The sequence below is a fragment of the Pseudomonas sp. NPDC089408 genome (assembly GCF_044749445.1).
Taxonomy (GTDB): domain Bacteria; phylum Pseudomonadota; class Gammaproteobacteria; order Pseudomonadales; family Pseudomonadaceae; genus Aquipseudomonas.
The window spans coordinates 278,412-291,620 of sequence record NZ_JBIVHY010000006.1 but is presented as its reverse complement, the minus strand read 5'-3'; the positions used below and the strand labels follow the sequence as shown (position 1 = coordinate 291,620).

Annotated in this window: 13 protein-coding genes and 1 tRNA gene; 11 read left to right on the top strand and 3 right to left on the bottom strand. The window is 63.3% G+C overall.

The features are described from left to right. Window positions 1-77: transfer RNA gene (locus tag ACIP02_RS12910), tRNA-Ile, on the top strand. Window positions 78-337: 260 nt separating this feature from the next. Here the strand turns inward: ACIP02_RS12910 and ACIP02_RS12905 are convergent. Next, window positions 338-892 carry a serine acetyltransferase gene (locus tag ACIP02_RS12905; protein ID WP_400617008.1) on the bottom strand — a complete coding sequence of 185 codons (555 nt, stop codon included), beginning with the start codon at window positions 890-892 and terminating at the stop codon, window positions 338-340. A gap of 274 nt (window positions 893-1,166) precedes the next feature. On the opposite strand from ACIP02_RS12905, the gene ACIP02_RS12900 reads away from it, so the two are divergent. After that, the gene (locus ACIP02_RS12900) at window positions 1,167-1,628 is read left to right on the top strand and encodes an Lrp/AsnC family transcriptional regulator (RefSeq protein ID WP_400617005.1); all 462 of its coding nucleotides are present in this window, start codon (window positions 1,167-1,169) and stop codon (window positions 1,626-1,628) included. 12 nt (window positions 1,629-1,640) lie between these two features. On the opposite strand, the gene ACIP02_RS12895 is transcribed toward ACIP02_RS12900, so the two are convergent. After that, a complete protein-coding gene (locus tag ACIP02_RS12895; RefSeq protein WP_201206334.1) occupies window positions 1,641-1,931 on the bottom strand; it encodes a hypothetical protein in 291 nt (96 codons plus the stop codon). Between the two features lie 591 nt (window positions 1,932-2,522). On the opposite strand from ACIP02_RS12895, the gene ACIP02_RS12890 reads away from it, so the two are divergent. The 9 genes from ACIP02_RS12890 to ACIP02_RS12850 all read left to right on the top strand — a co-directional run bounded on the left by ACIP02_RS12890 (window position 2,523) and on the right by ACIP02_RS12850 (window position 12,790). After that, window positions 2,523-4,205, top strand: coding sequence for a flavin monoamine oxidase family protein (locus tag ACIP02_RS12890; RefSeq protein WP_400617001.1), 1,683 nt, complete (start codon window positions 2,523-2,525; stop codon window positions 4,203-4,205). A 14-nt stretch (window positions 4,206-4,219) separates the two neighbouring features. Next, entirely contained in the window at window positions 4,220-5,014 is a 795-nt protein-coding gene (locus ACIP02_RS12885) for a carbon-nitrogen hydrolase family protein (RefSeq protein ID WP_400616998.1), read from the top strand. A gap of 159 nt (window positions 5,015-5,173) precedes the next feature. Further along, on the top strand, window positions 5,174-7,474 hold the full coding sequence (gene pqqF, locus ACIP02_RS12880; protein ID WP_400616995.1) for a pyrroloquinoline quinone biosynthesis protein PqqF: 2,301 nt from the start codon (window positions 5,174-5,176) through the stop codon (window positions 7,472-7,474). Window positions 7,475-7,632: 158 nt separating this feature from the next. Beyond that, entirely contained in the window at window positions 7,633-7,704 is a 72-nt protein-coding gene (gene pqqA / locus ACIP02_RS12875; RefSeq protein WP_003243383.1) for a pyrroloquinoline quinone precursor peptide PqqA, read from the top strand. A gap of 83 nt (window positions 7,705-7,787) precedes the next feature. Next, on the top strand, window positions 7,788-8,699 hold the full coding sequence (gene pqqB, locus ACIP02_RS12870; RefSeq protein ID WP_400616992.1) for a pyrroloquinoline quinone biosynthesis protein PqqB: 912 nt from the start codon (window positions 7,788-7,790) through the stop codon (window positions 8,697-8,699). Window positions 8,700-8,841: 142 nt separating this feature from the next. After that, window positions 8,842-9,597 (top strand): pyrroloquinoline-quinone synthase PqqC, encoded by a 756-nt coding sequence (gene pqqC, locus ACIP02_RS12865; protein ID WP_201206345.1) that lies wholly within the window; start codon window positions 8,842-8,844, stop codon window positions 9,595-9,597. Then, window positions 9,594-9,869 (top strand): pyrroloquinoline quinone biosynthesis peptide chaperone PqqD, encoded by a 276-nt coding sequence (pqqD, locus tag ACIP02_RS12860; RefSeq protein ID WP_400616988.1) that lies wholly within the window; start codon window positions 9,594-9,596, stop codon window positions 9,867-9,869. The genes pqqC and pqqD overlap by 4 nt, the downstream gene beginning before the upstream one ends. Beyond that, on the top strand, window positions 9,841-11,001 hold the full coding sequence (gene pqqE / locus ACIP02_RS12855; protein ID WP_400616985.1) for a pyrroloquinoline quinone biosynthesis protein PqqE: 1,161 nt from the start codon (window positions 9,841-9,843) through the stop codon (window positions 10,999-11,001). The genes pqqD and pqqE overlap by 29 nt, the downstream gene beginning before the upstream one ends. Further along, complete coding sequence (locus ACIP02_RS12850) at window positions 10,967-12,790, top strand: prolyl oligopeptidase family serine peptidase (RefSeq protein WP_400616982.1); 1,824 nt, start codon at window positions 10,967-10,969, stop codon at window positions 12,788-12,790. The genes pqqE and ACIP02_RS12850 overlap by 35 nt, the downstream gene beginning before the upstream one ends. Before the next feature lie 115 nt (window positions 12,791-12,905). Here ACIP02_RS12850 and ACIP02_RS12845 read toward each other — a convergent pair whose 3' ends face one another. Continuing rightward, on the bottom strand, window positions 12,906-13,064 hold the full coding sequence (locus ACIP02_RS12845; protein ID WP_009681539.1) for a YqaE/Pmp3 family membrane protein: 159 nt from the start codon (window positions 13,062-13,064) through the stop codon (window positions 12,906-12,908). Window positions 13,065-13,209 lie beyond the last annotated feature (145 nt).

The window sequence follows — 13,209 nt, the reverse complement described above, 5'->3', positions numbered from 1 at the left end:
GGGCCTATAGCTCAGTTGGTTAGAGCAGAGGACTCATAATCCTTTGGTCCACGGTTCGAGTCCGTGTGGGCCCACCAGATACGACAAAGCCGCGCGATTGCGCGGCTTTTTTGTGCCAGTTGTTCACGCTTTCACTTCTGTCGCCACATTCCAGAATCAAAAAAACCGGCTTACGCCGGCTTTTTCCCCCTCCAACCAGATGGTCATGCCACGCCGGTCGTGAGGGTTAGTTGTTGCCGCTAGTGTTGCGCAATGAGGATTCTGTTGCAAGGCAGGCTTCTCTCCTCGCCTACCGACATCAAGACAGCGATAGATCGTTGAATACTGTGAGCGGACCCTACCCCGCTCTCGGCCGCATCTCGACCTTCCGCGGGTTGTAGAAGGTCATCCCAGCCGGAACATCTCGCGTAACCAGCGACATCGCGCCAATCACCACGTCATCACCAATGTCGATACGGTCGGCAACGATGCAGCTGTTGGCGCCTATGCTCACGTTGTCGCCGATGCGCAGGGCGTAATCTTCCAGACCAAGGGTCTTGATGCCGATCGAGCAATTCTGGCGGATGAAGAAATTGCGCCCGATGCTCACGTGCCGGGTAATCACAACCCCCGGCAGATGGGCGATGCGCAGGCCGGGGGCGATCTGGGCGCCGATGTCGATGTCTACGGCGTACTTGAGGTTGAGGCGCTGCTGCATGCGCCGAGCGTGGCGCCGGGCCAGGCCGCCGCGGGCGTCGAGATACTGGGCCAGGCGGTAGGTGAGGAGGAAACGCAGTTTGTTGTCCTTGCGTGCACGGCGCAGCACGTTGAACAGCAGGCTGATGCTGCGTCCGGGCCTTTTCTTGTTGGAGACTTCCAGTCGCCAGCATTCGAGCAGGTGGTCGAGGTTCACACTGGGGTTCTCGTTGGACTAGCGTTTTATCATGCCGAACGCAAAGCCATCGGGCCAGCGCGGTCGTTGTAGGAGCGGCCTTGTGTCGCGAAAGGGCTGCAGAGCAGCCCCAGGATTTCAGCGTTGACGCAAAGGTTGCCGGGGCCGCTTTGCGGCCCTTTCGCGACACAAGGCCGCTCCTACAAGGGACCGCGTCGGCAGGGGCCAGGGTGACTGGCCTTGCCCTGATCGGCACTAGCTGGCTAGGCTAGCGGGCCAACCGTAGAGACTCGCCATGTCGGATTCCCGCTCCATCACGCTGGATGAAATCGATCGCCAGCTGATCGCCCTGCTGCAGATCAACGCCCGCGAAAGCGTCGCCACCCTCGCCCGCCAGCTGGGCATCGCCCGCACCACGGTCAACTCGCGCCTGGAGCGGCTGGAGAAGAACAAGGTCATCTCCGGCTATGGCGTGCGCCTGGGCCAGAGTGTAATCGGCGGCGGGCTGCAGGCGTATGTGGGGATCAAGGTGCAGCCGCGCTCCGGCAAAGACGTGGTGCGTCGCCTGAGTGCCATGGGGCAGGTGCAGCAATTGTGCGCAGTGAGCGGCGAGTTCGACTATGTGGCCTGGCTGCGTACGGACTCACCCGAACAGCTGGACCAGCTGCTCGACCAGATCGGCAGTGTCGACGGGGTGGAGAAGACCACCACGTCGATCATTCTCAGCAACAAGGTGGACCGCGGGCAGCCACTCTGAGCGGGCTGGCGGTCAGGCTTCCTGGCCGTCGAGCAGGCCCTCCAGGATCGCCGAAAGGCTTTCGGCGGAATGCTGCATTGACCAGACGATGTCACGGCTGCGCTCGGGGGCGTGGTGTTGAGCGTAGTCAGTGGCAATCTGGTTGAGACCGCGGGCCAGCAGGCAGGCGTGGACCAAGGCGTCGGCAGCGTCGATGCCGGGGCGGATGGCGAAGAGCGGTGGGTGGCTGGACTCGCAGTTGCAGAAGGGCTTTTCGGCGGTGGGTTTGAGTTTTTCGGGTTGGTCGGGTAAACGGTCGGTCATGGTATAGCCTCCACATCACAGGGGGTGACTGGCGGCCAATCGCATCCTTCTCACGGGAATTGGGTGGCAGCCATGCGCGAGGTGAGAACCGGCGAACTTGGAGGCGCGTACCCGGCCAGGCAAAGCCTGCCCGCGCACAGCTGCCATAGCAGTGCGCCTCCAGAAAGATCAGCGGGTTCTCACGCCCGATCGCCGAATTTGCGGCGACCCGGTGAAGTTAAAGGTGAAATGATTCCCGCGATGCCAGACCGAGGCTATAGCGGGCGTAGGGTAATTCTTTAATTCAAGGCAGGGGTGTAGGAACTGTCTGATCACCCAGATTGCAAGTGCTACACAGCCCGTTGTAGGAGCGGGTTTACCCGCGAATGCTGCTGTGAATCTACCGACGCATTCGCGGGTGAACCCGCTCCTACAACGGGCCAGTGCAGATTCGTCTCAATGTATGCTGCTAATAAAATTTCGACGAACAAAACTACATTAAGACAACAATCTGCACCTTAATTACGAACACCCCACTCCCTAAAATGTCCCCCAGGCATCTCCTATACTCAGGCTCCGCTCCCCGCGCAGCCTCTCTGGCAAGGTCACTTCATGAACAAAAAAAACCGCCACCCCGCCGACGGTAAAAAGCCGATCACCATCTTTGGCCCGGACTTCCCGTTCGCCTTCGACGACTGGCTGGAACACCCGGCAGGCCTGGGCAGCATCCCTGCTGAGCGCCATGGTGAAGAAGTGGCCATTGTGGGTGCCGGTATCGCCGGCCTGGTGGCGGCCTACGAGTTGATGAAACTGGGCCTCAAACCGGTGGTGTACGAGGCCTCCAAGCTGGGTGGCCGACTGCGTTCGCAAGCCTTCAACGGCACTGACGGGATCGTCGCCGAACTGGGTGGCATGCGCTTCCCGGTGTCGTCCACCGCCTTCTACCACTACGTGGATAAGCTGGGCCTGGAGACCAAGCCCTTCCCCAACCCGCTGACCCCGGCTTCGGGCAGTACAGTGATCGACCTGGAAGGCCAGACCTACTACGCCGAAAAAGCCACCGACCTGCCCCAGTTGTTCCACGAAGTGGCCGACGCCTGGGCCGACGCATTGGAAAGTGGCGCCCAGTTTGCCGACATCCAGCAAGCCATCCGCGACCGTGACGTGCCACGCTTGAAAGAACTGTGGAACAAGCTGGTCCCGCTGTGGGACGACCGCACTTTCTACGACTTCGTCGCCACCTCGCGCTCGTTCGCCAAGCTGAGCTTCCAGCACCGCGAAGTGTTCGGCCAGGTCGGCTTTGGCACCGGCGGTTGGGACTCGGACTTCCCCAACTCAATGCTGGAAATTTTCCGTGTGGTAATGACCAACTGCGACGATCACCAGCACTTGGTGGTGGGCGGTGTGGAGCAGGTACCGCAAGGCATCTGGCGCCATGTACCGGAGCGCTGCGTACACTGGCCTGAAGGCACATCGCTGAGCGCAATGCATGGCGGCGCGCCGCGCAGTGGCGTGAAGCGCATCGCCCGGGCTGCCGACGGCCGCCTGGCAGTGACCGACAACTGGGGCGACACCCGGCACTACAGCGCCGTGCTTGCCACGTGCCAGACCTGGCTGCTGACCACCCAGATCGACTGCGAAGAATCGCTGTTCTCGCAGAAGATGTGGATGGCACTGGACCGCACCCGCTACATGCAGTCGTCGAAGACTTTCGTCATGGTCGACCGCCCGTTCTGGAAAGACAAAGATCCGGAAACCGGCCGTGACCTGCTGAGCATGACCCTCACTGACCGCCTCACCCGCGGCACTTACCTGTTCGACAACGGCAACGACAAGCCCGGGGTGGTCTGCTTGTCCTATTCCTGGATGAGCGACGCACTGAAGATGCTGCCGCACCCGGTGGAAAAGCGCGTGCAGCTGGCCCTGGATGCGTTGAAGAAGATCTACCCGAAAACCGATATTGCCGGGCACATCATCGGCGACCCGATCACCGTATCGTGGGAAGCCGATCCTTACTTCCTGGGAGCGTTCAAAGGCGCCCTGCCAGGCCACTACCGCTACAACCAACGCATGTATGCGCATTTCATGCAGCAGGACATGCCAGCCGAACAGCGCGGTATTTTTATCGCCGGTGACGACGTGTCGTGGACCCCGGCCTGGGTGGAAGGCGCGGTGCAGACCTCGCTGAATGCGGTGTGGGGTATCATGAACCACTTCGGTGGCCGTACCCACGCAGACAACCCAGGCCCAGGCGACGTGTTCGATGAAATCGGCCCGATCGCCCTGGCTGACTGACACAAGGAGGCGCCATGCGCATTGCTCTGTTCCAGGGTGAACCCAAACCACTGGACGTGCCCGGCAACCTGCAACGGCTGCGCCAGCAGGCGCAACTGGCGGCTGAACGCGGCGCCCGGTTGCTGGTGTGCCCGGAAATGTTCCTGACCGGCTACAACATCGGCCTGGCCCAGGTCGAACGGCTGGCCGAGGCCGCCGACGGCCCTTCGGCCATGGCGGTGGTGGAAATCGCCCAGGAACACCGCATTGCCATTGTCTATGGCTACCCGGAGCGCGGTGATGAGGGGGCGATCTACAACAGTGTGCAGTTGATCGATGCGCATGGCCGCAGCCTCAGTAACTACCGCAAGACCCACTTGTTCGGCGAGCTGGACCGTTCGATGTTCAGCCCTGGCCTCGACCACTTCCCGGTGGTGGAACTGGACGGCTGGAAGGTCGGCCTGCTGATCTGCTACGACATCGAGTTCCCGGAGAATGCACGGCGCCTGGCGCTGGATGGCGCCGAGCTGATCCTGGTGCCGACGGCGAACATGACCCCTTACGACTTCATCTGCCAGGTGACGGTACGGGCGCGGGCGCAGGAGAACCAGTGCTACCTGGTGTATGCCAACTACTGCGGCGCGGAAGACGAGATACAGTATTGCGGGCAGAGCAGCATCATCGGCCCGGATGGCAGCCTGCTGGCCATGGCCGGGCGGGATGAGTGCCAGTTGCTGGCGGAGCTTGAGCGTGAGCGGGTGGTGCAGGGGCGCTTGGCCTTCCCTTATCTGGACGATTTGCGCCAGGAGTTGCACTTGCGTAAAGGCTGACAGGGGCCGCTTTGCGGCCCATTCGCGGGTAAACCCGCTCCTACACAGGTACAGCGTGGTCTGGGGATCTACGCCAATCCTGTAGGAGCGGGTTTACCCGCGAAGAGGCCGGGCCTGCAACCAAATGGGTTAGCATGGAACGCAGCAACCGGAGCCCCCATGCCTGACGCCACCCGCCACCTCACCCTCGCCAACGGCCTGCAGCTGACCCTGCGCCACGCCCCGCGCCTGAAGCGCTCGGCGGCCGCACTGCGGGTGCACGCGGGCAGCCACGATGCCCCCGCCAAATGGCCCGGCCTGGCGCACTTCCTCGAACACCTGTTCTTCCTCGGCACCCCGCGCTTTCCGCTGGCCGACGGCCTGATGCGCTACGTGCAGGCCCTCGGTGGCCAAGTCAACGCCAGCACCCGCGAACGTGCCACCGACTTCTTCTTTGAAGTCCCGCCCAACACCTTGGGCGGGGGCCTGGAGCGCCTGTGCCAGATGCTCGCAGAACCGGACCTGGGCATCGAGCGCCAACGCCGCGAACGCGAAGTCATCCACGCCGAGTTCATCGCCTGGTCGCGCAACCCGCAGGCTCAGCAGCAGTTCGCCTTGCTGCAGTCAGCGTCACCCGGCCATCCGCTGGGCGCTTTTCACGCTGGCAACCGATACACCCTGGCCCTGCGGGACCCGGCCTTCCAGCAAGCGCTTGGCAGCTTTCACCAACGCTTTTACCAAGGCGGCCAGATCACCCTGAGTTTGTGTGGCCCGCAGACGCTGGATGAACTGGAACACCTTGGCCGACAGCATGCCGGGCTGCTCACTGCAGGCGAGCGCGTGCTGCAAATGCTGCCGCCGCCCCTGTCAGTGACGGATACTGCCCTCGCCTTTATTCACGAGCACCTCCCGAGAGGTGCCGAGCAGGCACTGGAGCTGCTGATCACCTGCCTCGACGACAGCCGCCCGGGTACCTGGCTGGGCGCGCTTCGTGAGCGTGGCTGGCTACAAGGTTTCAAAGCCGAAACGCTGTATGCATTCGCTGGGCAGCTGCTGTGGCACCTCGACCTTGAACTTACTGCCAACGCCGCCCCGGACGAAGCCACCGCCTTGCTGCACGGCTGGTTCACCTTCATTCGCCAGGCCGACCCCGAGCAGTTGAATCACCCATTCGGCCTGCTGCAGCTCAGCCGCGAACGTAATGCCAGCGCACTGGAACTGGCCCGTCGGGATAGCACGGGCCTGCCATTCGCCAAGCTGGATACCCAGGGTTTGCAGGCGTTTGCCAGCCTGCTGGAAGGCCTGCCATGCAGCCCTCACGGCCAATGGAAGCTACCCCCGGTCGACCCACTGCTGATGGCCGAGCTGCCCGCTGCCACGGCACAGCCTCTGCCGCCAGCACTGAAGATCAGCGATCAGCTCCCTGCGGCCCGCCAATACGCGGCGCTCTACCTACGCTGGCATGTGCCCTCGCCTGTGCGCCAACAGCTGCAACGCGTGCTCGAACAAGCCCTTGCCCCCCTGCAGGCGCGCTGTGAACGCGCCTCGGTGCAACTGCAGTTCACCAGCGCCGGTGAATACTGGCAGTTGCGCTGCGCCGGGCTACCGGCAGCAGTACTGCGCGCCGTTGAACAGGCCTTGGCGTTGATGCTCAGGCCACCCGCCAGTTGCTGGCTACCCTGCGCGACACAGCCCGCGGCCCTGATCCCCATCCGCGCCTTGCTCAAGCTACTGCCAGACGCGCTACAGGGTAGCCAGCCCGCAGCAGTACCGGCCTGCACGCTGGAACAGCGTCAACTCGACAACCTGTGGCAACAGGCAAGCTGGCATGGCCTGGCCGCAGGCTTCGACAACGCTGCGCTGGGCGCATTGGGCAATGTTTTACAGCACTGCCCCGGACAAGCCGCGCGGCCAAACCCTGCGCCCACCTGGGCGAGCCGGCGCTGGCAACACGCAGAAGCGCCGGGCAGTGAACACGCCCTGCTGCTGTTCTGCCCACTACCAGCGGCCAACGAAGCCACCGGGCGCCTGCTCGCCCAGTTGCTGCAAGGGCCGGTTTACCAGCGGCTGCGGGTCGAGCTACAACTGGGCTACGCCGTGTTCAGCGCCTTTCGTCAGGTCGAGGGCGTGGGCGGGCTGCTGTTCGGCGTGCAATCCCCGCACACCAGCCAGCTGTACGTTCTTGATCACTTGCGCACTCTGCTAGAGCTGGGCGTCACCCTCGACCCGGCCGCTCGCCAGGCCTTGGCTGAACAATTCGACGAGGCCGCCATGGCCAATGCCGACGTCGCCGAATGGGCGTGGCAGACACACTTGGCTACACAACCCGGCCGGCTGGATGCCTTGCGCAGGTCTATCCTGAAAACGCAGCAGACGGATCTGGACGAGTTGCTGGGCAAGCTGCTCGACAAGGGTTCCACCTGGCTATGCCTGGCCAACGCTGCCGCGCCAGACAATTCCTGGCAGGGAACAAGCTCATGATTGTTACGCCAACTGCAACGGCGCTTTTCGAATAATTAACCTTTCGGTACAAAATTTTCTTGTAAGATAGCGCAATCCCAGTTCCGGGAACCTCCTGCGCATGGCGGTACCCAAGTAGTAGCTGAGCAACCCCAAACCCATCCGGAAGGAGTAATCCCATGTGGACCAAACCTGCATACACTGATCTGCGTATCGGCTTCGAAGTCACCATGTACTTCGCTAACCGCTAAGCCCGGCTTACGGTTCCACGCCTCGGCCCGCCGGGGCGTTTTCGTTTTTCAGATACCGATTGCGCACAGCAAAGAGAGTGGCCATGTACATTCAGGTTCTCGGCTCCGCCGCCGGTGGCGGCTTCCCGCAGTGGAACTGCAACTGCGTCAACTGCAAGGGCCTGCGTGACGGCACCCTGCGGGCCACGGCGCGTACCCAGTCGTCCATCGCCCTGTCCGATGACGGCGTGCACTGGGTGCTGTGCAACGCCTCGCCCGACATCCGCGCCCAACTGCAGGCCTTTGCGCCCATGCAGCCAGCCCGGGCCCTGCGCGACACCGGCATCAACGCCATCATTCTGCTCGACAGCCAGATCGACCACACCACCGGCCTGCTCAGCCTGCGCGAAGGCTGCCCGCACCGGGTGTGGTGCACCGACATGGTCCACCAGGACCTGACCACCGGCTTCCCGCTGTTCAACATGCTCAGCCACTGGAACGGTGGCCTGCAGTGGAACCGCATCGAGCTGGAAGGCAGCTTCGTGATCGACGCCTGCCCCAATCTTACGTTCACCCCGTTCCCGCTGCGCAGTGCCGCCCCGCCCTACTCGCCGCACCGCTTCGACCCGCACCCAGGCGATAATCTGGGCCTGTTGGTCGAGGACACCCGCACCGGCGGCAAGCTGTTCTACGCCCCGGGCCTGGGCCAGGTCGATGAAAAGCTGCTGGCGATGATGCACGGCGCCGACTGCCTGCTGGTCGACGGCACCCTGTGGGAGGACGACGAAATGCAGCGCCGTGGCGTCGGCACCCGCACCGGCCGCGAAATGGGCCACCTGGCGCAGAACGGCCCTGGCGGCATGTTGGAAGTGCTCGACGGCTTCCCGCACCAGCGCAAGGTGCTTATCCACATCAACAACACCAACCCGATCCTCGACGAAGACTCGCCCGAGCGTGCCGAAGTGCTGCGCCGCGGGGTGGAAGTGGCCTTTGATGGCATGAGTATCGAGTTGTAATACAAGTCGCAACCGCACACAGCCCCCTGTAGGAGCGGGTTTACCCGCGAATGCGTCATTGGCTTTAACAAAGCATTCGCGGGTAAACCCGCTCCCACAGGGTAGGTGTCAGGCCAGAGAATCGTTTACAGGAGCCAGCCGAATGAGCGACGCACTGCCAATGTCCCCTGCCGAATTCGAGCAGGCCCTGCGCGCCAAGGGCGCCTACTACCACATCCATCACCCGTACCATGTGGCGATGTACCAGGGTCGCGCCAGCCGCGAGCAGATCCAGGGCTGGGTGGCCAACCGTTTCTACTACCAGGTCAACATCCCGATGAAGGATGCCGCGATCCTGGCCAACTGCCCCGATCGCGAAGTACGCCGCGAGTGGATACAGCGCCTGCTCGACCACGACGGCGCCCCCGGCGAAGACGGCGGTATCGAAGCCTGGCTGCGCCTGGGCCAGGCCGTGGGCCTGGACCCCGACCAACTACGCTCGCAAGAACTGGTACTGCCCGGCGTGCGCTTTGCCGTGGACGCCTACGTCAACTTCGCCCGCCGCGCCAGCTGGCAGGAAGCCGCCAGCAGTTCGCTGACCGAGCTGTTCGCCCCGCAAATCCACCAGTCGCGCCTGGACAGCTGGCCGCAGCACTACCCGTGGATCGACCCGGCCGGCTACGAGTACTTCCGCACCCGCCTGGGCCAGGCCCGGCGTGACGTGGAACACGGCCTGGCAATTACCCTGCAGCACTACACCACCCGTGAAGGGCAGGAGCGTATGCTGGAGATACTGCAGTTCAAGCTGGATATCCTCTGGAGCATGCTCGACGCCATGAGCATGGCCTACGAGCTGAACCGCCCGCCTTATCACTCCGTCACCCAGGACCGGGTATGGCACAAGGGGATCACCCTATGAGTTTCGACCGTAACCAGGTGCCAAGCTGGCGCCCCGGCTACCGCTTCCAGTACGAGCCGGCGCAGAAGGGCCATGTGTTGCTGTACCCCGAAGGCATGATCAAGCTCAACGACAGCGCCAGCCTGATCGGCGGCCTGATCGACGGCCAGCGTGACGTGGCCGCAATCATCAGCGAACTCGAACAGCAATTCCCCGGCGTCCCGCAAGTCGCCGAGGACATCGAGCAGTTCATGGAGGTGGCCCGTGCCGAACACTGGATCGTCCTCGCCTGAGCTGCCGCCCACGCCCGAGGTCGGCCTGCCGCTGTGGCTGCTGGCCGAGCTGACCTACCGCTGCCCGCTGCAGTGCCCGTATTGCTCCAACCCGCTGGACTTCGCTGCCCAGGGCCAGGAGTTGAGCACCGAACAGTGGTTCAAGGTAATGGCAGAAGCGCGGGAGATGGGTGCCGCGCAAATCGGCTTTTCCGGCGGGGAGCCGCTGGTGCGCCAGGACTTGGCCGAGCTGATCGGCGAGGCCCGCCGCCTGGGTTACTACACCAACCTGATCACCTCGGGCATCGGCCTGACCGAAGCGCGCATCGCCGACTTCAAGAAGGCCGGCCTGGACCATATCCAGATCAGCTTCCAGGCCAGCGACGAGCAGGTAAACAACCTGCTGGCCGGTTCGAAAAAGGCCTTTGCACAAAAGCTGGAAATGGCCCGCGCAGTGAAAGCCCACGGTTACCCGATGGTGCTCAACTTCGTTACCCACCGGCACAACATCGACAAGACCGACCGCATCATCGAGCTGTGCATTGCCCTGGAGGCGGACTTCGTCGAGCTTGCCACCTGCCAGTTCTATGGCTGGGCGCACCTCAACCGCCTGGGCCTGTTGCCCACGCGCGCGCAGTTGGAGCGCGCCGAACGGATCACCAACGAGTACCGCGACAAGCTCAAGGCCGAGGGCAACCCCTGCAAGCTGATCTTCGTCACCCCCGACTATTACGAAGAGCGCCCCAAGGCCTGCATGAATGGCTGGGGCAACCTGTTCCTCACCATCACCCCGGACGGCACCGCACTGCCCTGCCATGGTGCGCGCCAGCTACCGGTACAGTTCCCCAATGTGCGCGATCACAACCTGCACCACATCTGGTATGAGTCGTTTGGCTTCAACCGCTTCCGTGGTTATGAATGGATGCGCGAACCGTGCCGCTCCTGCGACGAGAAGGAAAAGGACTTCGGTGGCTGTCGCTGCCAGGCCTTCATGTTGACCGGCGATGCCAGCAACGCCGACCCGGTGTGCGCCAAGTCGGCCGAACACGGCATCATCCTCAAGGCCCGCGAGGAGGCGCAAAGCGCCCAGCTCGCCATTGAACAGATGACCTTCCGCAATGAACGAAACTCCCGTGTCATCGCCCGCGGCTGAATTCAGCGCGGCCCAGGCCGTTGCTGCCGGCACCGACTTTGCCGAACTCAAGGTCAGTGCCGACGGGCTGTTCTGGCTTGAATTTCGCCCGGCCGATGGCGCTTGCCGCATCTGGCACTGGCTGCACTACCAGGCCCGCTGCCTGACTGCAGATGGCTTCAGCGTGCGCAGCCGGGTCTACGAGTATGGCGGTGGCAGCTTCTGCCTGGGCGCAGACGGCCTGGTGTTCGTCAACGAAAAGGACCAGCAGGTCTACACCCAGCCGCTGAACGACGCACTGCCGCGTGCACTGACCCACGATGCCAGCTGCCGCTACGGCGATGTGCAATGGCATGACGGCCAGGTGCTGGCCGTCGAAGAACACCATGCCGAGCAGGTCGAACACCGCCTGGTCGCCTTGCGCGAGGGCAACCGCGAAGTCATCGCTGAGGGCGCTGACTTCTACGCGTCGCCGACGGTGAGTGCCGATGGCAAGCGCCTGGCCTGGATTGAGTGGGACCGCCCGGCACAGCCCTGGACCGTCACCCGGTTGATGCACCGCACGTGCGATGCCAGTGACAACTGGGGGCCAGCGCAGTGTGTGGCGGGTGCTGACGAGTCGCTGCAGCAACCGCGCTTCGACGCTGAGGGCCGGCTGTATTGCCTGTCTGATCGCAACGGCTTCTGGCAGCCCTGGGGCGAAGTCGATGGCCACTGGCGAGCGTTGCCCGCCGCGACCGCGGACCACGCCGCTGCGCCTTGGCAACTGGGCACCAGCACCTGGTTGCCGCTGGGGCCGCAAAGCTACTTGGCCAGCTGGTTCGTGGACGGCTTCGGCCAGCTTGGGCTGCGTGGCAGCGATGGCCGCATGGAGCGTTTCGCCAGTGCCTATACGCGCTTTCGCAACCTGGCCATGGATGACGACCACCTGTACACCATCGCCGCCTCGCCCATCAGCCCACCGACGGTGATTGCCATCGACCGCAGCAACCACGAGGTGCGTGTACTGGCCGGTGGTGCCGAAGTGTTGCCTGCCGGGCAGGTCAGCCTGCCGCAGTCGATCCGCTATGGCCGTGACGGCGAGCAGGCCCATGGGTTCTTCTACCCGGCAGCACACACCAAAGCCGCTGCACCGCTGGTGGTTTTCATCCACGGTGGGCCGACCTCGGCCTGTTACCCCGTGTTCGACCCGCGCATCCAGTACTGGACCCAGCGCGGCTTTTCCGTGGCCGACCTGAACTACCGGGGCAGCACCGGCTATGGCCGGGTCTACCGCCATGCCCTGCACCTGCATTGGGGTGAGAGCGACGTGGCCGATGCCTGCGCAGCCGTTGAATACCTGGCGGCGCAGGGCCTGGTCGACCTGCGCAAGGCGTTCATTCGCGGTGGCAGCGCGGGGGGCTACACCACCCTGTGTGCCTTGGCTTTCCATGACGTATTCCGCGCCGGTGCCAGCCTGTACGGGGTCAGCGACCCGGTTGCGCTGGGGCGCGCCACGCACAAGTTTGAAGGCGATTATCTGGACTGGCTGATTGGTGACCCGCAGCAGGATGCCGAGCGTTATCGACAACGCACGCCGCTGCTGCATGCAGGGCAGATCAAGGTGCCGGTGATCTTCTTCCAGGGCGAACTGGATGCGGTAGTGGTGCCGGAGCAGACGCGGACGATGCTGGCGGCGTTAAAGGCTAACGGGATCGAGGCTGAAGGGCACTTCTATGCGGGGGAGCGGCATGGGTTCCGCAAGGCGGAGCATCTGGCGCATGCGCTGGAAGAAGAGTGGAAGTTTTATTGCCGGGTGTTGGAGGGCTGAGATTTTGGGGCCGCTTTGCGCCCCATCGCGACGCAAGGCCGCTCCTACAAGGGAACGCGAACGCCTGTAGGAGCGGCCTTGCGTCGCGATGGGCTGCAAAGCAGCCCCAAAAAACTCAACGCTTGGCGATGATATACACCGCATGCACGATCCCCGGAATGTACCCCAGCAAGGTCAGCAAGATATTCAGCCAGAACGCCCCGCCAAACCCTACCTGCAGGAACACCCCCAGCGGCGGCAGGATGATGGCGATGATGATGCGGATAAAGTCCATGCGTATGTCTCCTGAAGGGTTAAATCAAAGACTCGCCGCCCACCGCAGAGGTTCCACAGCCCAAAAAAAACGCCCCGGGCCGAATGAAACAGGCCAGGGGCGATGCGCAGGAACGCCAGACGGTTCGTAGAATTCTTTAACGTGC

Bases quoted from the DNA above. Each gene is read 5' to 3' on its own strand.
- ACIP02_RS12890 (WP_400617001.1), top strand. From the start codon at position 2,523: ATGAACAAAAAAAACCGCCACCCCGCCGACGGTAAAAAGCCGATCACC.
- pqqD (WP_400616988.1), top strand. From the start codon at position 9,594: ATGAGTTTCGACCGTAACCAGGTGCCAAGCTGGCGCCCCGGCTACCGC.
- pqqB (WP_400616992.1), top strand. From the start codon at position 7,788: ATGTACATTCAGGTTCTCGGCTCCGCCGCCGGTGGCGGCTTCCCGCAG.
- pqqC (WP_201206345.1), top strand. From the start codon at position 8,842: ATGAGCGACGCACTGCCAATGTCCCCTGCCGAATTCGAGCAGGCCCTG.
- pqqF (WP_400616995.1), top strand. From the start codon at position 5,174: ATGCCTGACGCCACCCGCCACCTCACCCTCGCCAACGGCCTGCAGCTG.
- ACIP02_RS12885 (WP_400616998.1), top strand. From the start codon at position 4,220: ATGCGCATTGCTCTGTTCCAGGGTGAACCCAAACCACTGGACGTGCCC.
- ACIP02_RS12895 (WP_201206334.1), bottom strand. From the start codon at position 1,931: ATGACCGACCGTTTACCCGACCAACCCGAAAAACTCAAACCCACCGCC.
- ACIP02_RS12845 (WP_009681539.1), bottom strand. From the start codon at position 13,064: ATGGACTTTATCCGCATCATCATCGCCATCATCCTGCCGCCGCTGGGG.
- ACIP02_RS12850 (WP_400616982.1), top strand. From the start codon at position 10,967: ATGAACGAAACTCCCGTGTCATCGCCCGCGGCTGAATTCAGCGCGGCC.
- ACIP02_RS12900 (WP_400617005.1), top strand. From the start codon at position 1,167: ATGTCGGATTCCCGCTCCATCACGCTGGATGAAATCGATCGCCAGCTG.